This is a genomic window from Paraburkholderia podalyriae, assembly GCF_014397785.1.
Lineage (GTDB): Bacteria > Pseudomonadota > Gammaproteobacteria > Burkholderiales > Burkholderiaceae > Paraburkholderia > Paraburkholderia podalyriae.
On record NZ_VZQQ01000014.1, the window covers coordinates 39,446 to 62,954 of the forward strand.

Consider the following 23,509-nt stretch of genomic DNA (forward strand, 5'->3'; position numbering starts at 1 on the left):
ATTGATTCGAATGCCCTCCCCGTCATGCAACCTGTATTTGACCGCGCGTTCGCGGCGCATCGTGACGGCCGCCTCGACGACGCCGAACGCGGCTACCGCGCCACGCTCGACCACAATCCCAGCCATGTCGACGCGCTGCATCTGCTCGGCGTGCTGCGCCACCAGCAGGGCCAGCACGCCGAAGCCGCGGCGCTCGTGCGGCGCGCGGTCGGCCTGCGCCCCGAAGACGCGGCGCTGCAGCTGAACCTCGGCAACGCGCTGAAGGCGCTCGGCCAGATCGACGCCGCGATCGAGCAGTTCCGCAACGCGCTGACGCTCGCGCCGACCTTTCCGATGGCGCACTACAACCTCGGCAACGCGTACGCGTCGCTAGGCCGTCACGAAGACGCCGCCGATGCGTTCGAACGCTCGCTGCGCCTGCAGCCGGACGACGCGTCGTCGCACAACAATCTCGGCAACGCGCTGCACGCGCTCGGCCGTCACGCGGACGCGATCGCGTCGTTCCGGCGCGCGCTCGAGCTGCGCCCCGGTCATGCGGGCGCGCTGAACAACCTGGGCATGTCGCTGAACGCGCTCGATCGGCCGAACGAGGCGGTGCCCTGCTTCGAGGCCGCGCTCGCCGCCGAGCCCCGCTTCGTCGCCGCGCATTTCAATCTCGCGAATACATTCGATGCGATCGGCCGCCATGCGCAGGCGGTCGCGTCGTTTGAAGCGGCGCTGCGTCTGCAGCCGAACCTGCCGCCCGCGATCTATGGCATGGGCAACGCGCTCGCGGCGCTCGGCCGTGCCGAACAGGCGCTGCCACATCTCGAGCGCGCGGTCGGGCTCGATCCGCAATTCGCGCTTGCGTGGCTTGCGCTCGGCACCGCGCACCAGGCGCTCGGCGCGCACGCGGCCGCGGTGCGCGCGCTCGACCAGGCGCTGCGGCTGCGTCCCGATCTCGCGTCCGCGCATATGAACCGCGCGCTCGCCTGGCTCGCGATGCGCGACTTCGAGCGCGGGCTGCCCGAATACGAATGGCGGTTGCAAACCGCCGCGCAACCGGCGATCCAGACGTTGCCGCGCTGGCACGGCGAGTCAATCGACAAGCACACGCTGCTGATCCATGCCGAACAGGGTTTCGGCGACACGTTGCAGTTCGTGCGCTTCGTACCGCTTGCCGCGCAACGCGCCGCGCGCGTCGTGCTCGAAGTGCAGCCGCAGTTGGTGCCGCTGCTCGCGCCCGCCGCGCAGAGGTGGCGGGTGTCGCTGATCGCTCAGGGCCAGCCGCGCCCCGCCGCCGATCTGCAGATTCCGCTGCTGAGTCTGCCGCTCGCGCTCGGCACGCGCTACGACACGATCGACGCGCGCACGCCGTATCTGAACGTGCCGCCGGCCTATGGCCGCAAATGGCGCGGCTCGCTCGGCGGTCAGGCGAAGCGCAAGATCGGGCTCGCGTGGTCGGGGCGCATCCAGCGCAACGAAACCCGTACGATGCCGCTCGCCGCGCTCGAGCCGCTGTTCGCGCTGAACGGGATCGACTGGATCGTGCTGCAGCCCGATCTGTCGGAACACGAACGTGCGGCGCTCGACGCGCATCCGCGGGCGGCCGCGATCCATCGCTTCGACCATCGCATCGGCGACTTCGCGGATACCGCGGCGATCGTCGAGCGGCTCGACGCGGTGGTGTCGATCGACACGTCGATCGCGCACCTCGCGGGCGCGCTGCGCAAGCCGCTATGGCTGATGCTGCCGTTCGCCGCCGACTGGCGCTGGTTCGACGGCGACACGCGTAGCCCCTGGTATCCCGGTGCGACGCTCGTGCGTCAGCCGAGGCCGGGCGCGTGGGATGAAGTCGTCGATGTGGTCGCCAATGAATTGCGGCACGGTTAGCCACGAACAGCCATGCGCCGCCAACAAAAAACCCCGCTGTCGCGGGGTTTTTTGCTTTCAGAAGACGAGGCGAACCCGTCAGGCCGCCCGATACTGATTGCGCGCCTCCGGCGTGCGGTACAGGAACAGCGTCGCGAGCAGACGCGCGAACGATCGCGCCAAGCCGACGCATCAGGAAGCCCTCGCCGAACACGGACAGCGACAGCATCAGCGACGCGAATTCGCTGCCGCTCGGGAAGTAGGTCTTGGCGATCGCCGAAGCGTAGTAGCCATAGACCATGAAGTCGTACATCTCAAGAAAGTTGCCGCTGACGACGCGGAACACTGTCTTGACCCTGGATTCTTCCGTGGTGGAAGCGGCGTCGGTCGCAGTGGAGATGACACTCTCGGATAGGCCCGCCGCCCTGTCGGACGGATCGACGCGGACGGTGACGAGCGGGCAGTTGGGAGGATCCACTGCGTTTGGCAAGCGGATGCCATCCGATACCAGGGTAAACGCTTAGCTTGATGCGGGGCCGATGCCACGTAATGTTACTGGTGATGAGGTCGCCACGAAACGCATACAGTTTGCTTACGCGCGACACTAACGGGCGGACCGGTAGGCTGTCCGCGCGAGACCATTCCGTTGACCACTCCGATGCGAACCACCACTCCTGCTCTTTCCGTGCGCCCCGCCATGCTCGAGGACGCCTCGCTGATTGCGTCGATCCATAGCGTCAGTTGGCAGGCGACCTATCGCGGTCTGTTGCCCGACGCGTTCCTCGATGGCGAAGTCACGCGCGAACGCGCCGCCTATTGGGAAGCGCGTCTCGGCGCGCCGGGCGGCGAGCACCGCATCGTGCTGATCGCCGAGCTGGCTGGCGAGCCGACCGGCTTCGTGTGTGTCGAGCGTCAGCCCGAGTCCGCGTGGGGCGTGCTGCTCGACAACCTGCATGCGCTGCCTGGTTATCAGGGCATCGGCGTCGGCAAAACGCTGATGCGCGCGGCCGTTGACTGGGCGCGCGCGCAGGGCGAGGCACAGCTCTATCTGTACGTGCTCGAGGGCAATACCGCGGCGATCGGCTTCTACGAACGGCACGGCTGGCAGTTCGTCGGCGCGGAGCCCGACCATATGGGTGGCGTGGATATCACCGCGTTGCGCTACGTGTACCGCTTGAAGCCTTGAACGTCGCGGCGACGGCGCGTGCGCTGATGTCTTCGTTTTCGGAGTCATCTGAAGGCTGGACGACGTAGTTTCGAGGGATCATTTTCTGTTGCCGATGGCTTCAGGAAACCGATGACCAGCATGCCGCTCACCTTGATCGAAGGCGCATTCGCGCTTCCCCGTCTCCGTCCGCTCGACCGCCTGCCCGAACCGTTCGGCCGTGACTGGGCGTTGCGGCCCGTCCGTCAGCGCTGGCGGGCCGGACTCGATTCGCTGTACACCGCGTTGCTGCGCACCGTCTGCATCCGGGATCCGCGGTTGCTGTCGTATGCGCAGTGGGTGTCGATCGACGGCGTGCTGATCGGTGCGAAGCGTCCGGCAGAGGCGCGCGTCGCGCACGCCACGCAGCCTGCCGGTGAACCTGCGCGTACCGCTACCGCGGCGCGTCCCGTTACGCAACGGAAGGTGCCTCAGGGTCCAATGCGAATTGCGCTCAAGGCCCGCTCGCCGCGAATCGCGCAGCGGCGCACTGTGTGGCATCGGCGTACGGTCGCGGTGAGCGCCGGCGTAATCGGCTGCGTCGCGGTGTTGGCGTGGTGGATGGTCGATCAGCCTGTGGCACCTCGGCTCATGGCCTCTGACATGCTGGAATCGGCGCAAGCCCTGATCGCGCGTCGTGACGCGCCGGCGCCGGTAGAAGAACGTCGTGCGCAGCATCAGGTTGCCAGACCCGAAGCGCCAGTGATCGCCGAGGCCGTCGCACCCGCTCCTGTGCTCCCGCCATTACCTGCCAACGTGGCCGCCGCCGCGCTCGCGCCGATAGCGGCTTCGCCTCAGCGCAACACCACGCGACACGAGCCCGCGCCACGTGAGGTGATTCGCTCATCTGCTGCGCGTCGTGTGCTTCGCGCGCAAGCGCATCCGCTTCCGGTGAATCGCCGTGCCGCGAATGCGTCGTTGCATGATTCGCGCGTGCAAAATGCCCGATCTGGCGAACACGAATACGCTGACGTGACGACGTTCGCCATGATGTCCTTGCGCGACATCGCGCCGCTGCCGCGTTCCGCCGTGTCGAACCATCTGCCGGCAAGCAGCACCGAGTGGATGAACCACATGGCGCAGCGTCGCGTCACCGAAATCCCGCAACAATTCGCGCCATGAGCGCCGCCATTCCTCGCTGTTACCTCGGCGCAGGCAAACCGGCTTCCGTCTGCTGCTGCAAACGCGCGACCTCGCTTCGAAGCTGACCCAATTGCGCCTGCGCGTTGTCGCGCTCCGCGCGCAGCGCGAGCGCCTCGTCGTGCGTCTGACGCTGACGGTCGTCGACCGTCGCCTGCTGCGTGCGGGCGACGTCGAGATCGGCCTGCAGCCGTTGCGCCTGCTGCCGCGATATCGCGATGATGCCTTGCAGATTCGCATTCTGCGCCTGCAAACGCGTGCGACGAATTTCGATGTCCGCGAGCTGCTGCGTCTGCTGCGCGAATGCGGCGTAGATCGCCTCCGCGCGTTCCGCTGAATCGCTGCTGATCACGCGCCAAAAATGCCTGTTCTGAAACAACGCGACGTAGTACGTGATCTGCCGCGGATAGAAGAACAGGCTCGCACCGTAGCTGCCGTTGTAGGTCGTGCGCAGTTCGCTGAGGTTGGCATCGTGGATCAGTTGCATCAGTTCGGCGACGTCGCCGCGCGCCCCGGCGGGTGTATCTGCGGGCACCGCGGGTGCATTGTCGGAGCGAGCGCCAACCTCTTGTGGCGTCAGCTCGCCCAGAGCCGGCCGCGTGCCCGCCAGCGGCACCCTGGCGCCGTCCTGCTGCGCCATTGAGAAACCCGCATGCCACAACGCGTAGGCACCGGCGAGCAACACCACGCACCGAACAATCAAGGAGTACTTCATAACTGGCCGCTCCACGCAAATCCACAATAGCGTTGGATTATCGCTTGGATTTACCGTGACGCGAAGCGCCTGGCCACCGCGTGGACCCGCTCGAAATCGAGATAGATCGCGGGACCGGAACGCAGCCGCGGCAGCATGTTCACACTCGACCGTGCATGCCGCGCCAACGCAAACCCGCCGCGCTTAGAACCGCGTCTCGCGCGCGACCCGCAGGAAGGTATCGAGCAACGGCGTGCAATCGAGCAGCTCCGGCCCGCCCGCGCGATGAAACTCCGGGTGCCATTGCACGCCCATCACGAACGGTGCGCGCCGGTAGCGCACGGCCTCGATGATGCCGTCCGACGCCGACACCGCCTCGATATTCAGATCACGGCCCAGCGTCTTCACCGCCTGATGGTGGATCGAGTTGACGATCGCGTCGCGTCGCCCGGGGAACATGTTCACCAGCGTCGAGCCATCCGGAAAGTGCACGCCGTGCCGGTGCTGATCATAGTTCTCGTTGACGTGAGCGTTCGCGGTCGGCACTTCAGTCGCGATGTCCTGGTACAGCGTGCCGCCGAACGCGACGTTGATCAGCTGGCAGCCACGGCACACGCCGAGCACCGGCTTGCCCGACTCGACGAACTCGTGCAGCAGCTCGAGCTCGTACATGTCGCGCACGCGGTCGCCGGGCCATTCGTGGCTGTTCGCCGCTTCCGCATAGGTCTGCGGCGACACGTCGGCGCCGCCTTGCAGCAGCAGGCCATCGAGATGCTTCGCATAGTCGCGCAGACGGATGTTGCTCGGGTGCAGCATACCCTGATGACCGACGGTCGGAATCATGAACACCAGTACGTCGCGTGACATCACCCAGTGCGCGATCGACTCCTCCAGGTACTGCAGCGTCTTGCCGCGCAAGCCCTTCGCGCCCGGTTCCGGGTGGAAGATGCGCGCCGACACGCCGATGCGCAGTGTGCGCTGCGTGATCCGCTGCCCCGCGCGATCGAACAACTGCCGCGCCCGCGCCGCGATGATGCGGCCGAACACGCTCCACGCCGAATCGCTCTGCTTCAGGTAACGCGGCGGCGACGGCGGAAGCGCGTTGGGCGGCGGCGGGTTGGTGGCGCTGAAATCGGGTGCGGCGCCGAAGCCGGGCGGCGGCGAGCCGGGCGCATGCTTCGTGGGCGCGGCGGCTTCCTCGGTGGCGATTTCATCGTCGGTGGCGATGTCCGCGGCGCTGACGTCGCCCGCGTGCGGCTCGCCGGCGGCCGCCGGCGGTTTCGCGACCGGATCGGGCTTCACGGTGGTCGCGCCGACGCTGCGCGTACCGCCGCGCCGCGCTTCGCGCTCGTGCACCGCGGCTTCCTGCCGCGCGGTCGATTCGGCGGCGGCGCTACGCGCCTCGGCCGCGTCGCGCAGCCGCGCCGTTCGCGGATCTTCGGGGGTGAGCGCCGATGCGCTGATCGGATCGTCGGTCGACGATCTCACCTTCGCCTGCTCGGCAGCCGGGCTCGTGTCTTTGGAGACCGACTGGGCGGCATCTTCATGCGACCGAGGGAGCGAGGCGGCCGGTTCGGCCGGCGCGCCGCTCGGCGCGGGTGAGGCCGGCTGCGGACTGCGGGTCGTGCCGGCGTTTTCGGGTTTGTTTTCGCTCATGACTGTCGGACGGGCGCCTTGCACGCGAACGATGAATATGCCCTGATTATCCGTCAGTGCAGCAGGCCCCGCAAACCCGCAAACAATTACTCACATTGTTGCGAAGCGTTACACCGAACGCGATGAGTCAAGGATCTGGCTGCTCTTCGAACGTTTCCCGCAACGCGATCTGCATCGACGCATGAATCTTCACGCACCAGCGCCACACGAGAGCGAGCAGCAGCGCGGCACATACCAGCACCGCGACGAGCAGGCCGGTTGGCGGCAGGATGCTGCCCGACAGCGCAGCCACCAGCAGAAACACGCCGATCATCGACACGATCGGCACGAGGTCGGCGATCGCGTGACGCAGCGCGCTCGTGAAGCGCCCCGCGGTGATCGGCTGCACGCTGACTTCGGCGAGCAGCAGCGCGAGCGACTTGGTCTTGCGATAGACGGCCACCAGAAACGGCAGCGAGACGACGAGCGCGACACTCCACTGCACGACGCGTTGCAGCGGTTCGTCGTCGAGCCAGTGCGCGAGCAGCCGGCCGATATGCGGCGCGCTATACGACACGGCGAGGAAGATTGCCGCGACGAGCGCCAGATTGACCGCTATCTGCAGTACGATGCGCCGCGTCATGCCGATGAGCGTCGGCTCGCCGCGCGCCGTCATCAGGCTGCGCAGCCATTGCCCGTACATGCCGAACGCGTTGGACAACGTGACGGGCATCGCGCGCGCGATGCGGCGAGTAAACGGATCGGCGACGCGGATCAGATAGGGTGTCGTCAGCGTGGTCAACGCCGATACGGCGACCACGATCGGATACAGAAATCCGCTCGTCACTTTCAACGTCAAACCGAGCGTCGCGATAATGAACGAGAACTCGCCGATCTGCGATACGGTCATGCCGACGCGCATCGACGTGCGCGCGTCCTGCCCCGACAGAAACGTGCCGAGCCCGCACGACACGATCTTGCCGACGATCACCGCGAGCGTGATGACCGCGATCGGCCACCCGTAGTCGAGCATCACGGCCGGGTTCAGCATCAGTCCGATCGTCACGAAGAAGATCGCGGAAAACGCGTCGCGCAGCGGCGCGATCAAATGCTCGATCCGATGCAGATGGCGCGATTCGGCCATGATCGCGCCGATCAGGAACGCGCCGAGCGCGATGCTGTAGTCGAGCTTGACGACCAGCAGACAAAAGCCGAAGCAGAAGCCGAGCACGGATACGAGCATCATCTCGTCGCTACCGGTGCGCGCAACGTAGTTCAGCGCGCGCGGCACGAGCAGCACACCGATCAGCAGCGACACCGTCATGAACAGCAGCAGCTTGCCGAGCGTGACGGCGGCGAGGCCGGCCGAAAGCTGCCCGGTCTGCGCGATGCCGGTCAGCAGCACCAGCATCGCGATGCCGAGAATATCCTCGACGATCAGAATGCCGAACACGAGCTGCGCGAAACTTTCGCGTTTGAGCCCGAGATCGGACAGCGCCTTCACGATGATCGTCGTCGACGAGATCGCAAGGATCGCGCCGAGGAACAGCGAGTCCATCGGGCCCCAGCCGAACGCGCTGCCGATCTCGTAGCCGATCCACAGCATCAGCACGATCTCGGACAGCGCGGCGACGATCGCCGTCGCGCCGACCTTGAACAGCTTGCGCAGGCTGAATTCGAGACCCAGCGAAAACATCAGGAACACGACGCCCAGTTCGCCGAGCGTCTGGATCGTCTGTTCGTCGTGGATCAGCTGGAACGGCGGCGTGTACGGCCCGATGATCACGCCGGCCGCGATATAGCCGAGCACCACCGGCTGCTTCAGGCGATGGAACAGCACGGTGACGACGCCGGCCAGCGCCATCACGACGGCCAGATCCTGGATGAAGCCGATGCCCTGGTGCATGAGCGCCTTCCTTACAAAAAGTAATCTCAGAAAGCACAGTGTAACAAACGCCCCAGCCTTGTTTTTGGCGGATGCGCGCGCCGAGCGCCGCCGCCCGCCTCGGGCCGCTCGGCCGCAAAACCTTGCTCTACAATGCGGACGAACCTTTCCCGTTGGCTCGACCCTGCCCCGCTCATGCGCCCGACCGGCGCTCCACCGGATTTCTACCGACATCATGGCCACTGAATTCGCTCCCTTCCCGCCGCTTGCCCAGCTTGCCGCCGATCTCGCCGCCGGCCGCACCACGAGCCGCGCGCTCGTCGAAACCGCGCTCGACCGGATCGCCGACCCGGCCGGCCAGGGCGCCGCCGTCTACATGCACGTCGACGCCGCTGCCGCGCGCGCCGCCGCCGACGCGCACGACCGCTTGCGCGCGGCCGGCACCGTGCTGTCGCCGCTCGCCGGGATCCCGGTGTCGGTCAAGGACCTGTTCGACATCGAAGGCCAGCCGACCCGCGCGGGCTCCGTCGTGCTCGCCGACGCGCCCGCCGCGAAGGCCGATGCGGTCGCGGTCGCGCGTCTGAAGCGGGCCGGCGCCGTGATCGTCGGGCGCACCAACATGAGCGAGTTCGCGTTTTCCGGGCTCGGCCTGAATCCGCACTACGGCCATCCGCTGTCGCCGTACCGGCGCGGTGTGAAGGGCGACGAACGGGTCTCGGGCGGATCGTCGTCGGGCGCGGCCGCCTCGGTCGCCGACGGCATGGCCGCGGTCGCACTCGGCACCGACACTGGCGGCTCGATCCGCATTCCGGCCGCCTTGTGCGGGCTGACCGGCTTCAAGCCGACCGCCGCGCGCATCCCGAAGCAGGGCGGCGTGCCGCTGTCGTCGACGCTCGATTCGTTCGGGCCGATCGGCGTGTCGGTCGCGTGCTGCGCGCTGGTCGACCGGATGCTTGCGGGGCTCGAGCCGCGCATCCCGGCCGCGCGGCCGCTCGAGGGCGTGCGCCTCGGCGTGTTGACCAACTTCGTGACCGACGGCGTCGAGCCCGAAGTTGCCCGCGCGATCGATACCGCGCTCAAGCATCTGGAAGCGGCCGGCGCGATCGTCAGCGAGGTGCGCTTCGCGCCGCTAGAGCGCCTGCCGGAGATCAACCGCTTCGGTTTTCCGTCGATCGAGGCGTATGCGTGGCATCGTCCGCTGCTCGACAAGCATCGCGAGCAATACGATCCGCGCGTGCTGGTGCGCATCATGAAGGGACAGCCGGCCAGCGCGGTCGACTATCTGGACCTGCTCGCCGAGCGCGAGGCGATGCTCGGCGAAGCCGCGCGCACACTGTGGCAGCGTTTCGACGCGGTCGTCGCGCCGACGGTGCCGGTCGTGCCCCCGCGTCTGGCCGACCTGCTGCGCGATGACGATACGTTCGGCCGCGCCAACGCGCTGATCTTGCGTAATCCGAGCGCGTTCAACTTCCTCGATAGCTGCGCGCTGTCGCTGCCATGCCATCTGCGCGGCGACGCGCCGGTCGGCCTGATGCTGGCCGGCGCCCCCTATGCCGACGACGCGCTGCTCGCGATCGGCCGCGCGGCCGAGGCGGTGCTGAACGCGATCCGGTAAAGCGCGGCGCGGCGGGGGTTCGCGCTAGAATCGCGGGCACCCGTCCTTTCGTCTCCAGACCCAATCGAAGATCCATGAATAACGATTCCGCGATGCTGCGCCGCGAGCGCACCCTGCTGGTTCTGCTCGGCCTGATCTGCGTCGCCCTCGTAGGCGGTGCGTTGTACCTGCAGTTCGGCCTGCGCGAAGACCCGTGCCCGCTGTGCATCATCCAGCGCTATTTCTTCCTATTGATCGCGATCTTCGCGTTCCTCGGCGCGCGTTTCAACCACTGGCGTGGGGTGCGCGTGCTCGAAGTGATGGCCGCGCTGTCGGCACTCGCCGGCATCGCGACGGCCGCGCGTCATGTATATATCCAGGCGAATCCGGGCTTCAGCTGCGGCTTCGACGCGCTGCAGCCGGTGGTGGACAGCCTGCCGCCCGCACAGTGGCTGCCGAGCGTGTTCAAGGTCGCGGGCCTGTGCGAAACCGCGTATCCGCCGATTCTCGGGCTGACGCTGCCGATGTGGTCGGGCGTCGCGTTCATCGTCGCCTTCGTCGCGCTGGTGCTGAGCCTCGTGCGCAATCGCCGTCGGGTGGCCTGACGGGGCCGAACTCGCCGCCAGGCTGCCCGCCGATCCACGTTGCCAAGGACGCCGGACTTCGTGTCGCCCATGCCGGGCGACCGGAGTCCGGCGTTTTTTCACGCGGCGTTCCCGGATCGCGCGCCATTCCTGTCGTTCGCCGCCGCGCGACTCGTACCGGGATCATGACCGCCGCCGCATGAGCTTCATGCGACGCGGAAAATATTTTCGGGCCGGGGTAGTGCTATCTTCGGGTATGGATGGCGATCTACGTGCGCGAGGCCGGCTTTTGCGACCCCATGCGTAACGCGCGCCCGGTCCGCACTGTCTTCCGATTCGCCATGACAACGCAACCCATCCGCTTCTATCACCAGGGGTCCGTCCGCGAGGTCGCGGGCGTCCCGCCGACGCGCACCGTGCTGCAACACCTGCGCGAGGACTTGCGCTGCACCGGCACCAAGGAAGGCTGCGCGGAAGGCGACTGCGGCGCGTGCACGGTCGTGATCGGCGAACTCGACGCGCGCGGCGAGCTTGCGCTGAAGGCGGTCAACGCCTGCATTCAGTTCCTGCCGACGCTCGACGGCCGCGCCCTGTTCACCGTCGAAGACCTGCGCGCCGCGAGCGGCGCGCTGCATCCGGTGCAGCAGGCGCTGGTCGACTGTCATGGTTCGCAATGCGGCTTCTGCACGCCCGGCTTCGTGATGTCGCTGTGGGCACTCTACGAGAACCAGCCGGCCAGCGCCGGCCTGCCGACCCGCGACGAAATCGGCGCCGCGCTGTCCGGCAATCTGTGCCGCTGTACGGGCTACCGGCCGATCATCGACGCCGCGCAGAAGATGTTCGACTACGCGCAGCACCCGCGTGTCGCGCTCGATCGCGACGCGATCGCGGCCACACTGCGCACACTGCGACGCGAAGACACGTTCGAATACAGCGCGCCCGACACCCGCGGCGCCGCGTTCGGCTCGTCCACCTTCCACGCCCCGCTCACGCTCGACGCATTCGCGACGCTGCGCGCACAGCATCCGGACGCGCGCATCGTCGCGGGCAGCACCGACGTCGGCCTGTGGGTCACCAAACAGTTTCACGATCTCGGCGACCTGCTGTACACCGGCAACGTCGCGGAGTTGAAGACGGTCGCGCGCGACGCGCAAACGCTGACCATCGGCGCGGCGCTCACGCTCGAAGACGCGTACGCGGCGCTCACCGCCGACTACCCCGAACTCGCCGAACTGTGGACGCGCTTCGCATCGCTGCCGATCCGCAATGCGGGCACGCTCGGCGGCAATGTCGCGAACGGCTCGCCGATCGGCGACTCGATGCCGGCACTGCTTGCGCTCGGCGCCGAGGTCGTGCTGCGCCGCGATAGCACGACCCGCACACTGCCGCTCGACGCGTTCTATGTCGGCTATCAGAAGACCGCGCTCGCGGCCGGCGAATTCGTGTGCGCGCTGCGCGTGCCGCGCCCGGCCGGCGCGCTGCGGTTTCGCACGTACAAGGTGGCGAAGCGTTACGACCAGGACATCTCCGCGGTGTGCGCGGCGTTTGCGCTGCACGTCGCGGAAGATGGCACGATCCGCGCGGCGCGCGTCGCGTTCGGCGGCATGGCAGCGACACCGAAGCGCGCCGCGCACGCCGAAGCCGCGCTCACTGACGCGGCGTGGAACGAACCCACCGCGCGTCGCGCGATGGACTCGCTCGCCGCCGACTACCAGCCGCTCACCGACATGCGCGCGTCGAGCGCGTATCGGCTGAAGGTCGCGCGCAATCTGCTGTGGCGCTTCTACCTCGAAACGCGCGACGACGCGCCGCTCGCGCTGTGCGACGTGAATGCGTTCGCGTTCGAAGCCAACGCAATCGTCGCGAAGGAGTCGTCGTAATGAACCGGACCGATGCCTTTATCGAACGCGCGGGCGAGCCCGCCACACAGCGCGAAGCGGCGCCGGAGGACGCCATCAGCGGCGCGTCGATCGGTGTGCCGCTGCCGCACGAATCCGCCGCGCTGCACGTGAGCGGCGAAGCGACCTACACCGACGACATCGCCGAGTTGCACGGCACGCTGCACGCGGCGCTCGGTCTGTCGCGCCACGCGCATGCGCGCATCGTGTCGATGGATCTCGACGCGGTGAGAAACGCGCCCGGCGTGGTCGCGGTGTTGTGCGCCGACGATATCCTCGGCGAAAACAATTGCGGGCCGGTACTGCACGACGATCCGATCCTCGCCGACGGCGAAGTGCTCTATCTGGGCCAGCCGGTCTTCGCGGTGATCGCCGAGAGCCACGAACTCGCGCTCCGCGCAGCCGCGCTCGCGAAAAGCGACGACGTGATCCGCTATGAGCCGCTCGACGCGATCCTCACCGCCACCGATGCGAAAGCCGCCAGGCAATTCGTTCTGCCGCCGCTGCATCTGCGGCGCGGCGATCCCGACGCGAAGATCGCGGCCGCGCCGCATCGGCTCGCCCGCACATTCGAGGTCGGTGGCCAGGAGCAGTTTTATCTCGAAGGCCAGATCGCATACGCGGTGCCGAAGGAGATGGACGGCATGCTCGTCTACAGCTCGACGCAGCATCCGAGCGAGATGCAGCAGGTCGTCGCGCATATGCTCGACTGGCCCGCGCATAACGTCGTGTGCGAATGCCGGCGCATGGGCGGCGGCTTCGGCGGCAAGGAATCGCAATCGGCGCTGTTCGCGTGCGTGGCCGCGCTCGCCGCGCAGTCTTTGCGTCGGCCAGTCAAGCTGCGCGCCGATCGCGACGACGACTTCCTGATCACCGGCAAGCGCCACGACGCGGTCTACGAATACGCAGCGGGCTTCGACGATCACGGCCGCCTGCTTGGCGTGCGCGTCGAGATCGCGTTGCGCGCCGGCTATTCGGCTGATCTGTCCGGCGCGGTCGCAACGCGTGCGGTGTGCCACTTCGACAACGCGTACTACCTACCCGACGTCGATATCGTCGCGCTGTGCTGCAAGACCAATACGCAGTCGAACACCGCGTTTCGCGGCTTCGGCGGACCGCAGGGCGCGCTCGTGATGGAGGTGCTGCTCGACAGCGTCGCGCGCGAGTTGCGGCTCGATCCGCTCGACGTGCGGCTCGCGAATTACTACGGCATCGGCGAACGCAATACGACGCCGTACGGACAGCGCGTCGAAGACAACATCATCGCGCCCTTGTCCGACGCGCTGCTCGATTCGAGCGACTACCGCACGCGGCGCGCGGCGCTCGCCGAATTCAACGCAACCAGCCCGGTGCTCAAACGCGGCCTCGCGTTTTCACCGGTCAAGTTCGGCATCTCGTTCAACGTGCCATTCCTGAATCAGGCCGGCGCGCTCGTGCACGTGTACAAGGACGGCTCCGTGCTCGTCAATCACGGCGGCACCGAGATGGGCCAGGGGCTCAACACGAAAGTCGCGCAGGTGGTCGCGAATCAGTTCGGCTTGCCGTTATCGCGCGTACGGGTGAGCGCGACCGATACGTCGAAGATCGCCAATACGTCGGCGACCGCGGCCTCGACCGGCAGCGATCTGAACGGCATGGCTGCCGAAGCCGCGGCGCAGACGATCCGCGCGCGGCTCGCCGAAGTCGCGGCGCGCCAGCTCGGCGGCGACGCGAACGACGTGCAGTTCGCGCACGGCAGCGTGTCGGTGAACGGCGGCGCACTGCCGTTCGAACAGCTCGTCAACGCCGCCTATCTCGCGCGCGTGCAGTTGTGGTCGGATGGCTTCTATGCGACGCCGAAAGTGCATTGGGATGCGCAGACGCTGACCGGTCATCCGTTCTACTACTTCGCGTATGGCGCGGCGGTGTCGGAGGTCGTTGTCGATACGCTGACCGGCGAATGGAAGCTCGTGCGCGCGGACCTGTTGCACGACGCGGGCGACTCGATCAATCCGGCGATCGATCTCGGCCAGATCGAAGGCGGCTTCATTCAGGGCATGGGCTGGCTCACCAGCGAAGAGCTGTGGTGGAACCGCGACGGCCGCCTGATGACGCACGCGCCGTCGACGTACAAGATTCCCGCGGTCAGCGACACACCCGCCGCGTTCCACGTGCGGCTCTACGACAATAGCAACGCGGAGCCGACCGTGTTCCGCTCGAAGGCGGTCGGCGAGCCACCGTTATTGCTGGCGTTCTCGGTGTTTCTCGCGATTCGCGACGCGATCGCGGTCGCGGTGCCGGGCGCGCAACATGCTGCGCCGTTGCGCGCGCCCGCGACGCCCGAGGCGATACTCGACGCGTTGGACGCTTTGAACGCGTCGCGCAACGCAGACCCGACCGAACCCGCCGCGCCAACACCTGACGCGGCCCCCCACGGAGAATCGCCGGATGCAAGCCTGGCTCACTGACCTGCAACATCTGCTCGCGCACGGCGACGCGGCCGTGCTGGTGACGGTCGCGCGCGTCGAAGGTTCGGCGCCGCGCGAAGCCGGCACGAAGATGATCGTCACGCGAGAGGCGGCCAAACATACGATTGGCGGCGGCCACCTCGAATGGAAGGCGATCGAGACCGCGCGCCAGGTGCTGCGCGACGGCATGCGCGCGCCGCGGATGCGGCGGCTCGAACGCTTCGCGCTGGGGCCGAGTCTCGGGCAGTGCTGCGGCGGCGCCGTGGTCCTCGCGTTCGAGCGGCTCGACGTCGGCGATCTCGGCTGGATCGCGTCGCTGGCCAAGCGGCTCGCGGCGGGTCAATCGACCGTGCGTAGCGTATCATTCGGCGCCGCGCCGGATGCGGTGATGCTGTCCGAGCCCGAGCCCGGCATCGACGGCGCCGACTGCCTGTTGTGGGACGGCGCCGGTTTCGACGACAGCAGCGCGCTGCTGACCGAGACCATCGCGCCGGGAGAATTCGCCGTCGTGCTGTTCGGCGCCGGTCACGTCGGCGCGGCGCTCGTGCGCGTGCTCGCTACGCTGCCCTGCACGGTGCGCTGGGTCGACGAGCGAGACGCGCAGTTCCCGTCGCCCGATACGCTGCACGCGTCGAACGTGACGATCGACGCGAACGACGCGCCCGACGAAGCGATCGATCAGGCCGCGCCAAGCACGTACTTCGTCGTGATGACGCACAACCACGCGCGCGATCTCGAACTGGCCGAGCGCATCCTGCGGCGGGGCGACTTCGCGTTCTTCGGCATGATCGGCTCGCATACCAAGCGCAAGCAGTTCGAGCACCGGCTCGCCGCGCGCGGCATCGATCCGGCGCGGATCGCGCGGATGAAGTGTCCGCTCGGCGTCGACGGCATCGTCGACAAGTCGCCCGAGGTCATCGCGATCTCGGCGGCCGCGCAGGTGCTGCAGGCGGTCGAGGCGAACGCGGGTGCGCGCCACTCGACGCAGGCGGTTTGATCCGCGGCCCGCGCCGCTCGTTACCCCACACAAAATTCCAAACACAATGAACCCGACAACCGCTACCCACGCTTCCGCCCTTTCCCCGCTTTCCCTCGTTACGCTCGCCGACAAAACCGCGCGCGCACCGAAGGCCGAGCTGCATATCCACATCGAAGGCTCGCTCGAACCCGAGCTGATTTTCGCGCTCGCGCAGCGCAACGGTGTGAAGCTCGCCTACGACTCGGTGGAAGCACTGCGCGCGGCCTATGCGTTCACCGATCTGCAATCGTTCCTCGACATCTATTACGCGGGCGCGAGCGTGCTGCTGCACGAGCAGGACTTCTACGATATGACGATGGCCTATGTCGAGCGCTGTCTCGCCGACAACGTCGTGCATAGCGAAATCTTCTTCGATCCGCAGACGCACACCGAGCGCGGCGTGCGGATCGCGACGGTGGTGGCCGGCATCGAACGGGCGCTCGCCGACGCGCAACAGCGCGGCATGTCGAGCAAGCTGATCCTGTGCTTCCTGCGACATTTGTCCGAAGACGATGCGCTCGCTACCTTCGACGAAGCGCTGCCGCTGTTCGAGCAATACAAGCATCGGCTGATCGGCGTGGGGCTCGATTCGTCGGAGCGCGGCCATCCGCCGTCGAAGTTCGAGCGGGTGTTCGCGAGGGCGCGCGCGCTCGGTCTGAAGCTCGTCGCGCATGCGGGCGAGGAAGGCCCGCCGTCCTACATCTATGAAGCGCTCGACGTGCTGAAGGTCGACCGCGTCGATCATGGCGTGCGCAGCATCGAGGACCCGGCGCTCGTCGCGCGTCTGGCCGACACGCGCGTCGCGCTGACCGTGTGCCCGCTGTCGAACCTGAAGCTTTGCGTATTCGACGATCTGACCAAACACACGCTGAAAGCGCTGCTCGATCGCGGCGTCGCGGTGACCGTCAACTCCGACGATCCAGCGTATTTCGGCGGCTACGTGAACGCCAACTATCAGGCGACGATCGACGCGCTGAAGCTCGACGACGCCGAGGTCTACACGATCATCCGCAACGGCTTCGAGGCGTCGTTCGTGACGCCCGAGGAACGCGCGATGCTGATCGGTAAGCTCGACGCGCACTGGCGGCAGCCCGCCGCGCACTGACGGATTTCAACAGCCGGGCCTCGACTGACGTCGGCGGACGGCGGCTTCGCTTTGGAGACAGCTTTTCCATGACTGAATCGGCTCATACCGCGCAAGCGGCACCACCGGCGCAATCGGCATTCCGCGCGCCTCTGCTGACCTTCAACGGCGATCCGGCGCACGCGCCGAACGCGGTGGTGTTCCACGAGGACGGTCTGCTGATCGTCGAAGACGGCCGCGTCATCGCGGCGGACGCGTATGCGGCGCTCGCCTCGCGGCTGGCACCCGGCACGCAGGTCGTGGAGCGGCGCGACAAGCTGATCGTGCCGGGCTTCATCGATACGCACATCCACTATCCGCAGACCGACATGATCGCGTCGCCGGCGCCGGGCCTGCTGCCGTGGCTCGACACCTACACGTTCCCGACCGAGCGCCGCTTCGCCGACATCGCGCACGCGCGCGACACCGCGAGCTTTTTCCTCGACGAACTGCTCGCGTGCGGCACGACGACCGCGCTCGTGTACTGCACGGTGCACAAGGAATCCGCCGATGCGCTGTTCGCCGAGAGCGAGGCGCGCAATCTGCGCATGGTCGCGGGCAAGGTGCTGATGGACCGCCACTGCCCCGAGTTTCTGCGCGACACCGCGCAATCGGGCTACGACGACAGCGCCGAGCTGATCGGCCGCTGGCACGATCGCGGCCGCCAGATGTACGCGCTGACGCCGCGCTTCGCGCCGACCTCGACCGAGGCGCAGCTCGAAGCGTGCGGCGCGCTCGCGCGGCTGCATCCGGACGTGTTCATCCAGAGCCACGTCGCGGAGAACACCGACGAGGTCGAATGGGTCGCCGAGCTGTTCCCCGGCCACCGCAGCTATCTCGACATCTACGATCACTACGGCCTGTTGCGCCGTCGCGCGGTGTACGGCCATTGCATCCATCTCGACGACGAGGACCGCAAGCGCATGGCGCAAACCGGTGCGCTCGCGTCGCACTGCCCGACTTCGAACCTGTTCCTCGGCAGCGGCCTGTTCGACTTCGAGAAGGCCGACTCGGCCGGCATGCCGATCGCGCTCGCGACCGATGTCGGCGGCGGCACGTCGTTCTCGATGCTGCAGACGATGAACGAAGCGCACAAGGTCGCGCGCCTCGGCGGCCATCATCTGACGGCGACGCGAATGTTCTATCTCGCGACCACCGGCGCGGCCGAAGCGCTCGACCTCGCCGACAAGGTCGGCACGCTCAGGGACGGCTCGGAAGCGGACTTCGTCGTGCTCGATCCGCAGGCGACGCCGCTGCTCGCGCGCCGCACCGCGCGTCGCGAATCGCTCGAGGAGCTGCTGTTCGCGTTCGCGCTGCTCGGCGACGATCGAGCGGTGTACGAAACGTATGCGGCCGGCAAGCGCGTGCATCGCCGCGACGACGCGCGCCAGCACGTGCCGGGGCGCGCGAAGATCGCGGCTTGAGGTTGGCTTGAGGTTGGCTTGAAGGTGGCTTGACGCCGACTCGAATCGGGCCGCGTGTCAGCCCGGCTTGCACACCTCGTGCAACGCGTTGAGCCGCCGCACCGGATCCGCGACATACGGATTCGACTCGTCCCACGCATAACCGGCGAGCACCGCGCAAATCATGCGACGGATCGTCGGCGCCTGCTCCGGGTAGTAGATGATGTCCTGCAGCTCGCCCGTGTACCAGCGCTCGACGAACGCGCGGAACGTGTCGATGCCCTTGCGCAACGGCACGTCGTAATCGGCCGACCAGTCGAGCGTCTCGCCGTCGAGCTGCCGGTTCAGCGCGCGCGCCGCCAGATGCGCGGAGCGCAGCGCGATCGTCACGCCCGACGAAAACACCGGATCGAGAAACTCGCCCGCATTGCCTAGCAGCGCATAGCCCGGCCCGTGCAGACTCGCGACATTCGCCGCGTAGCCACCGATCTGCCGCACCGGCATCAGGAACGGCGCCTGCCCGATCAGCCGGTTCAGCGTCGGCTCCTGCCGGATCAGCGCGCGCAGCGCCGCCTCGCGCTGCGCGTGCGGCACGTCGAGAAAGCTCGCTTCGGCGACGCACCCTACCGAAGAACGGCCGCCCGCGAGCGGAATCATCCAGAACCACACGTCGCGACGCTCGGGATGCGTCGCGATGCAGATCTTGCTGCGATCGATGTCGTCGAGCGCGAGGCCGTCGCGCACGTGCGTGAAGAGCGCGGCGCGCGTCGGCATCTGCGTCGGCGCCTCCAGCTTCAGCAGGCGCGGCAGCACGCGCCCGAAGCCGCTAGCATCGAGCACGAAACGCGCTTCGACCCGGTACGCGCAGGCACTTTCATCGACGACGTCGAGCATCGGCGCCGCACCCGTGTGCACCGCGTTCACCGTGTGGCCGAAACGCACGTCGGCGCCTTGCGCAGCCGCGCAGCGAATCAGCACATCGTCGAACACCGCGCGCTCGACCTGGTACGTGGTGCCCCAGCCAGGCGAATGCTTGTCGCGAAAGTCGAACGACGAGCGCTGGTCGCGATACACGAAATACGCGCCGTTCTTGTACTGGAAGCCCGCCTCGACGACGGCCTGCAGCATGCCGGCCTCTTCGAGGTACGTCATGCTTTGCGGCAACAGGCTCTCGCCGATCGAGAAGCGCGGAAAGTGCTGACGCTCCAGCACCAGCACCGAACGGCCCGCCTGACGCAACAGCGCCGCGGCCACCGCGCCGGCGGGACCCGCGCCGATGATCGCGACGTCGACCACGGTCCGCTTCGAAGAATCGCTATTCAAGTCACTCCTCCTACGGTTTGCATGCGTGGCCGCGCCGTATGCCGGCCTCGCCACGCTTCGAACATCAGGCTCGCGCAACTACCGCCGAACCCGAAAGAAACCGACATCGCCGTGTCGATGCGCGCGTCGCGCGTCACGCGCACGAGCGGCATGCCCCGCACTTGCGGCTCCGGCGTATCGACCCGCGCGGTCCCCGCGATAAAGCCGTCGCGCATCATCAGCAGCGTATAGATCGCTTCGTGCGCGCCGCACGCGCCGAGCGAATGCCCGGTCATGCCCTTGGTCGACGAAAACGCGGGCACCCCTTCAGCCGATGCACCGAACAGGTCGCGCAACGCGTGCAGTTCTTCGAGATCGCCAAGCGGTGTGGACGGCGCATGCGTGTTCACGTAGTCGGGACGGCGGCCCGCCTGCTCGAGCGCGCCGCGCATCGCGCGCGCGATGCCGGCCGCACGCGGCGCGATCATGCCCGCGCGATCGGTGCAATCGCCGAAGCCGCTCAGCTCCGCGTAGATGCGCGCGCCGCGCGCGAGCGCATGGTCGAGCGCTTCGAGCACGAGCACGCCGCCGCCCGACGCGATCACGAAGCCGTCGCGCTGCGTGTCGTACGGCCGCGATGCGCTCTCAGGCGAGTCGTTGAAGCGGCGCGACAGCGCGCCCATCGCGTCGAACATCAGCGTCGTGTTGTCGTGCAGCGCTTCGCTGCCGCCCGCGAGAACGATCTGCTGCCGGCCGGTCTGGATCAGTTGCATCGCCTGACCGATCGCGAGCGCAGAGGTCGTGCAGGCCGATGACGGCGAATAGCTGACGCCTTCGAGCCCGAACATTTGCGCGACGTTCGCCGACGCGGTGCTGCTCATCGCTTGCGGCACCGTGTACGGCGGCACCTTGTCGACGCCGCGTGTGTGCGCAATCGCGAGCGCCGCGTCGTAGCTCGCCATCGCGCCGACGCCCGAGCCGATCACGACGCCCGCGCGTGGCGACTGCAACGAAGCGAGCGCGAGCCCGGCATCGTCGATCGCGCGTTGCGCCGCGTGGCACGCGAAGCGCGCGGTATCGCCCATGAAGCGTTCGAGCTTGCGCTCGAACGGCGCCTCGCGCGCAATCGACGCGACGCCGGCGACCTGCGACGCAAACCCGCGCTCGCGCCACGCATCGATACGCTCGACGCGCGAACGCCCCGCGCGCAATGCAGCCGAGACATCGTCGAGCGTATTGCCGAGACACGACACGATGCCCATGCCGGTCACGACCACGCGTTGCAGGCCGACGCTCATCGAACGCGCCGGAAAATCAGCGACGTGTTGATGCCGCCGAACGCGAAATTGTTGCTCATCACGTACTCGGCGTCGATCTCGCGCGCGCCGCCGACGATGTAGTCGAGCGGCGCGCAGGCGGGATCGACGTGGTCCAGATTCAGCGTCGGCGCGTACCAGTTGCGCTTCATCATCTCGATCGTCCACCACGCTTCGATCGCGCCACACGCGCCGAGCGTGTGGCCGACATAGCTTTTTAGCGAGCTGATCGGCATGCGGGCGCCGAAGGTCTGCGCGGTCGCATGGCTTTCGGCGATGTCGCCGCGATCGGTCGACGTGCCGTGCGCGTTCACGTAGGCAATCGCATCGGGCGACAATTGCGCGTCGCGCAGCGCGAGTTGCATCGCGAGCGCCATCGTGTCGGCGGTCGGTTGCGTCATGTGCGCGCCGTCCGAGTTGCAGCCGAAGCCGACCACTTCCGCGTGAATCCGCGCGCCGCGCGCGACTGCGTGCTCGTATTCCTCGAGCACCAGCGTCGCCGCGCCCTCGCCGACCACGAGGCCGTCGCGCGCGGCATCGAACGGGCGCGGCGTCAGATGCGGCTCGCCGTTGCGCGTGCTGGTTGCGTACAGCGTGTCGAACACGGCGACCGCCGGACCCGACAATTCTTCCGCGCCGCCCGCAAGCATCAGCGTCTGCTTGCCGGACTGGATCGTCTCGTACGCATAGCCGATCGCCTGGCTGCCCGACGCGCATGCGCACGAGGTCGGGATGATGCGGCCTTTGAGGTCCCAGAACAGGCTCACGTTGACGGCCGTCGTGTGCGGCATCATCTGCACGTAGCTGTTCGACGTGACGTTGTTCATCGAGCCGGTTTCGAGCATCGTGCCGAACGCGCGGATCGGCTGCACCGAGCCCGACGACGAACCGTACGCGACGCCCATGCGGCCGTCGGCGATGCGCGTGTCGTCGGCCAGGCCCGCGTCGGCGAGCGCGAGTTCGCTCGCGCGCACCGAGTACAGCGACACCGGGCCCATCGAGCGCACCTTCTTGCGCGGATAATGCGCGGGAGTCGTGAAGCCGGGCAGCGGACACGCGAGCCGCGTATGCAGCGACTCGAAGTAATCCCACTCGGGCATGCGCCGCACCGCGTTCTCGCCGCGTTTCAGGCGCGCTTGAACCGCGTCCCAGCTATCGCCGAACGCGGTCACGCCGCCCATGCCGGTAATGACGACGCGCTTCATCAGACCATCCCGCCGTTCACGCCGATCACCTGGCGCGTCACGTACGACGCGCCATCCGACATCAGAAAACTCACGACCGACGCGACCTCGGCCGGCTGACCGACGCGGTTCATCGGCACGGTCTTCAGCACGGGATCGAGCGTCAACTGTTCGAGCATGCCGGTTTCGATCAGCCCCGGCGCAACGCAATTGACGGTGATGTTGCGCGACGCGAGTTCGACCGCGAGCGCCTTGGTCGCGCCGATGAGTCCCGCCTTCGCGGCGCTGTAGTTGACCTGGCCGCGATTGCCCATCACGCCCGACACCGATGCGATCGTGACGATGCGCCCGCCCTGGCGCGCGCGCACCATCGGCATCGTCAGCGGATGCACGACGTTATAGAAAGCGTCGAGGCCGGTTTCGATCACGACGTCCCAGTCTTCTCCGGTCAGCGCCGGAAACGCCGCGTCGCGCGTGACGCCCGCGCTGCACACGATGCCGTAGTACGGACCGTGTGCGGCGACGTCGGCTTCGAGCGACTCGCGGCACACCGCGCGCTCGCGCACGTCGAATTGCAGCACGCGCGCCGCACCGCCCTGCGCGGCGATGCCCGTCGCGACCGCGTCGGCTTCGCTGCGTCCGGTGCGGCAATGCACGGTCACGGCGAACCCGTCGCCGGCCAACTTGTACGCAATCGCGCGGCCGATGCCGCGGCTTGCGCCGGTAACGAGAACTCGCCGGCTCATGAACTGATACTCCCTTCGATGAATGACTGGAAATCGGGCGGTTGAAACACCTTGATTACGGCTTCGGCACAGCGCGCGTCGCCGTCGTCGATCCTGCATTCGTAGGCACTGTGGCCCGCGTCGCTGCGCAGCAGCTCGCTCACGTGTACCCGCAAACGCGCGCCGCGTCGAAACGCCGGCTGCAGCGCCTGATAGCTGCGCGAGCCGAGCAGCACGCCGGGACGCGCATGGCCGCCGCCGCGCATCGCGACGAGCGCAATATGCGCGGCGATCGCCTGCGCCATCAGCTCGATGCCGATCCAAGCAGGCATCGCGTCATCGGCGTCGGCATACCACGCGTGCGGGTCGACGCAGGCGAAGGCGCTCAACGTGGTGTCGGCGAACGTGTCGATCGCATCGAGCAGCAGCATGCTGCCGCGGTGCGGGATGATCGTTTCGATCGGCTGCCGCACGAGTTGCTCGACCGTGAGTGGCGGAGTCGTCAT

At 67.5% G+C, this 23,509-nt stretch carries 18 protein-coding genes and 1 pseudogene; 10 read left to right on the top strand and 9 right to left on the bottom strand.

What is annotated here, in order from left to right:
* Positions 1 to 24: 24 nt before the first annotated feature.
* On the top strand, positions 25 to 1,872 hold the full coding sequence (locus F6X42_RS18095; protein WP_187635540.1) for a tetratricopeptide repeat protein: 1,848 nt from the start codon (positions 25 to 27) through the stop codon (positions 1,870 to 1,872).
* Positions 1,873 to 2,020: 148 nt separating this feature from the next.
* On the opposite strand, the pseudogene F6X42_RS18100 reads toward F6X42_RS18095, so the two are convergent.
* Positions 2,021 to 2,251: pseudogene (locus F6X42_RS18100) on the bottom strand (MFS transporter); the annotation flags it as partial.
* A 258-nt stretch (positions 2,252 to 2,509) separates the two neighbouring features.
* Here F6X42_RS18100 and F6X42_RS18105 point away from each other — a divergent pair.
* On the top strand, positions 2,510 to 3,037 hold the full coding sequence (locus F6X42_RS18105) for a GNAT family N-acetyltransferase (RefSeq protein WP_187635541.1): 528 nt from the start codon (positions 2,510 to 2,512) through the stop codon (positions 3,035 to 3,037).
* Positions 3,038 to 3,148: 111 nt separating this feature from the next.
* On the top strand, positions 3,149 to 4,177 hold the full coding sequence (locus F6X42_RS18110) for a hypothetical protein (RefSeq protein ID WP_187635542.1): 1,029 nt from the start codon (positions 3,149 to 3,151) through the stop codon (positions 4,175 to 4,177).
* Positions 4,178 to 4,196: 19 nt separating this feature from the next.
* Here the strand turns inward: F6X42_RS18110 and F6X42_RS18115 are convergent, their stop codons facing one another.
* From F6X42_RS18115 to F6X42_RS18125, 3 genes are all read right to left on the bottom strand, one after another.
* On the bottom strand, positions 4,197 to 4,910 hold the full coding sequence (locus tag F6X42_RS18115) for a DUF2968 domain-containing protein (RefSeq protein ID WP_187635543.1): 714 nt from the start codon (positions 4,908 to 4,910) through the stop codon (positions 4,197 to 4,199).
* A gap of 183 nt (positions 4,911 to 5,093) precedes the next feature.
* Entirely contained in the window at positions 5,094 to 6,545 is a 1,452-nt protein-coding gene (locus tag F6X42_RS18120) for a gamma-glutamyl-gamma-aminobutyrate hydrolase family protein (protein WP_187635544.1), read from the bottom strand.
* 127 nt (positions 6,546 to 6,672) lie between these two features.
* The gene (locus F6X42_RS18125; RefSeq protein ID WP_187635545.1) at positions 6,673 to 8,430 is read right to left on the bottom strand and encodes a cation:proton antiporter; all 1,758 of its coding nucleotides are present in this window, start codon (positions 8,428 to 8,430) and stop codon (positions 6,673 to 6,675) included.
* A gap of 214 nt (positions 8,431 to 8,644) precedes the next feature.
* On the opposite strand from F6X42_RS18125, the gene F6X42_RS18130 reads away from it, so the two are divergent.
* The 7 genes from F6X42_RS18130 (at position 8,645) to guaD (ending at position 18,497) form a co-directional block, all read left to right on the top strand.
* Positions 8,645 to 10,024, top strand: a complete 1,380-nt coding sequence (locus F6X42_RS18130) for an amidase (protein ID WP_187635546.1) — start codon at positions 8,645 to 8,647, stop codon at positions 10,022 to 10,024.
* A gap of 74 nt (positions 10,025 to 10,098) precedes the next feature.
* A complete protein-coding gene (locus F6X42_RS18135; RefSeq protein ID WP_187635547.1) occupies positions 10,099 to 10,608 on the top strand; it encodes a disulfide bond formation protein B in 510 nt (169 codons plus the stop codon).
* A gap of 320 nt (positions 10,609 to 10,928) precedes the next feature.
* Positions 10,929 to 12,467, top strand: a complete 1,539-nt coding sequence (gene xdhA / locus F6X42_RS18140) for a xanthine dehydrogenase small subunit (RefSeq protein WP_187635548.1) — start codon at positions 10,929 to 10,931, stop codon at positions 12,465 to 12,467.
* A complete protein-coding gene (gene xdhB, locus F6X42_RS18145; RefSeq protein ID WP_187635549.1) occupies positions 12,467 to 14,932 on the top strand; it encodes a xanthine dehydrogenase molybdopterin binding subunit in 2,466 nt (821 codons plus the stop codon). The genes xdhA and xdhB overlap by 1 nt, the downstream gene beginning before the upstream one ends.
* On the top strand, positions 14,913 to 15,929 hold the full coding sequence (gene xdhC, locus F6X42_RS18150) for a xanthine dehydrogenase accessory protein XdhC (protein WP_187635550.1): 1,017 nt from the start codon (positions 14,913 to 14,915) through the stop codon (positions 15,927 to 15,929). Before xdhB ends, xdhC begins: the two co-directional genes overlap by 20 nt.
* 46 nt (positions 15,930 to 15,975) lie before the next feature.
* On the top strand, positions 15,976 to 17,055 hold the full coding sequence (locus F6X42_RS18155; protein ID WP_187635551.1) for an adenosine deaminase: 1,080 nt from the start codon (positions 15,976 to 15,978) through the stop codon (positions 17,053 to 17,055).
* 68 nt (positions 17,056 to 17,123) lie between these two features.
* The gene (gene guaD / locus F6X42_RS18160) at positions 17,124 to 18,497 is read left to right on the top strand and encodes a guanine deaminase (protein ID WP_187635552.1); all 1,374 of its coding nucleotides are present in this window, start codon (positions 17,124 to 17,126) and stop codon (positions 18,495 to 18,497) included.
* A gap of 57 nt (positions 18,498 to 18,554) precedes the next feature.
* On the opposite strand, the gene F6X42_RS18165 is transcribed toward guaD, so the two are convergent.
* Genes F6X42_RS18165 through F6X42_RS18185 form a run of 5 tightly spaced genes read right to left on the bottom strand, consistent with a single transcriptional unit; the run spans position 18,555 to position 23,509 of the window.
* Complete coding sequence (locus tag F6X42_RS18165; protein WP_187635553.1) at positions 18,555 to 19,799, bottom strand: NAD(P)/FAD-dependent oxidoreductase; 1,245 nt, start codon at positions 19,797 to 19,799, stop codon at positions 18,555 to 18,557.
* Positions 19,796 to 21,076 carry a beta-ketoacyl-[acyl-carrier-protein] synthase family protein gene (locus F6X42_RS18170; RefSeq protein ID WP_187635554.1) on the bottom strand — a complete coding sequence of 427 codons (1,281 nt, stop codon included), beginning with the start codon at positions 21,074 to 21,076 and terminating at the stop codon, positions 19,796 to 19,798. The genes F6X42_RS18165 and F6X42_RS18170 overlap by 4 nt, the downstream gene beginning before the upstream one ends.
* Complete coding sequence (locus F6X42_RS18175) at positions 21,073 to 22,299, bottom strand: beta-ketoacyl-ACP synthase (RefSeq protein ID WP_187635555.1); 1,227 nt, start codon at positions 22,297 to 22,299, stop codon at positions 21,073 to 21,075. The genes F6X42_RS18170 and F6X42_RS18175 overlap by 4 nt, the downstream gene beginning before the upstream one ends.
* Positions 22,299 to 23,024, bottom strand: a complete 726-nt coding sequence (locus tag F6X42_RS18180) for a 3-ketoacyl-ACP reductase FabG2 (protein WP_187635556.1) — start codon at positions 23,022 to 23,024, stop codon at positions 22,299 to 22,301. The genes F6X42_RS18175 and F6X42_RS18180 overlap by 1 nt, the downstream gene beginning before the upstream one ends.
* Positions 23,021 to 23,509, bottom strand: a complete 489-nt coding sequence (locus F6X42_RS18185) for a hotdog family protein (protein ID WP_446686577.1) — start codon at positions 23,507 to 23,509, stop codon at positions 23,021 to 23,023. Before F6X42_RS18185 ends, F6X42_RS18180 begins: the two co-directional genes overlap by 4 nt.

Coding starts and splice junctions, on each gene's coding strand:
- F6X42_RS18180 (WP_187635556.1), bottom strand. CDS start 23,024: ATGAGCCGGCGAGTTCTCGTTACCGGCGCAAGCCGCGGCATCGGCCGC.
- xdhA (WP_187635548.1), top strand. CDS start 10,929: ATGACAACGCAACCCATCCGCTTCTATCACCAGGGGTCCGTCCGCGAG.
- xdhC (WP_187635550.1), top strand. CDS start 14,913: ATGCAAGCCTGGCTCACTGACCTGCAACATCTGCTCGCGCACGGCGAC.
- F6X42_RS18120 (WP_187635544.1), bottom strand. CDS start 6,545: ATGAGCGAAAACAAACCCGAAAACGCCGGCACGACCCGCAGTCCGCAG.
- F6X42_RS18105 (WP_187635541.1), top strand. CDS start 2,510: ATGCGAACCACCACTCCTGCTCTTTCCGTGCGCCCCGCCATGCTCGAG.
- F6X42_RS18130 (WP_187635546.1), top strand. CDS start 8,645: ATGGCCACTGAATTCGCTCCCTTCCCGCCGCTTGCCCAGCTTGCCGCC.
- F6X42_RS18135 (WP_187635547.1), top strand. CDS start 10,099: ATGAATAACGATTCCGCGATGCTGCGCCGCGAGCGCACCCTGCTGGTT.
- F6X42_RS18125 (WP_187635545.1), bottom strand. CDS start 8,430: ATGCACCAGGGCATCGGCTTCATCCAGGATCTGGCCGTCGTGATGGCG.
- guaD (WP_187635552.1), top strand. CDS start 17,124: ATGACTGAATCGGCTCATACCGCGCAAGCGGCACCACCGGCGCAATCG.
- F6X42_RS18155 (WP_187635551.1), top strand. CDS start 15,976: ATGAACCCGACAACCGCTACCCACGCTTCCGCCCTTTCCCCGCTTTCC.
- F6X42_RS18115 (WP_187635543.1), bottom strand. CDS start 4,910: ATGAAGTACTCCTTGATTGTTCGGTGCGTGGTGTTGCTCGCCGGTGCC.
- xdhB (WP_187635549.1), top strand. CDS start 12,467: ATGAACCGGACCGATGCCTTTATCGAACGCGCGGGCGAGCCCGCCACA.
- F6X42_RS18175 (WP_187635555.1), bottom strand. CDS start 22,299: ATGAAGCGCGTCGTCATTACCGGCATGGGCGGCGTGACCGCGTTCGGC.
- F6X42_RS18185 (WP_446686577.1), bottom strand. CDS start 23,509: ATGACGACTCCGCCACTCACGGTCGAGCAACTCGTGCGGCAGCCGATC.
- F6X42_RS18095 (WP_187635540.1), top strand. CDS start 25: ATGCAACCTGTATTTGACCGCGCGTTCGCGGCGCATCGTGACGGCCGC.
- F6X42_RS18170 (WP_187635554.1), bottom strand. CDS start 21,076: ATGAGCGTCGGCCTGCAACGCGTGGTCGTGACCGGCATGGGCATCGTG.
- F6X42_RS18110 (WP_187635542.1), top strand. CDS start 3,149: ATGACCAGCATGCCGCTCACCTTGATCGAAGGCGCATTCGCGCTTCCC.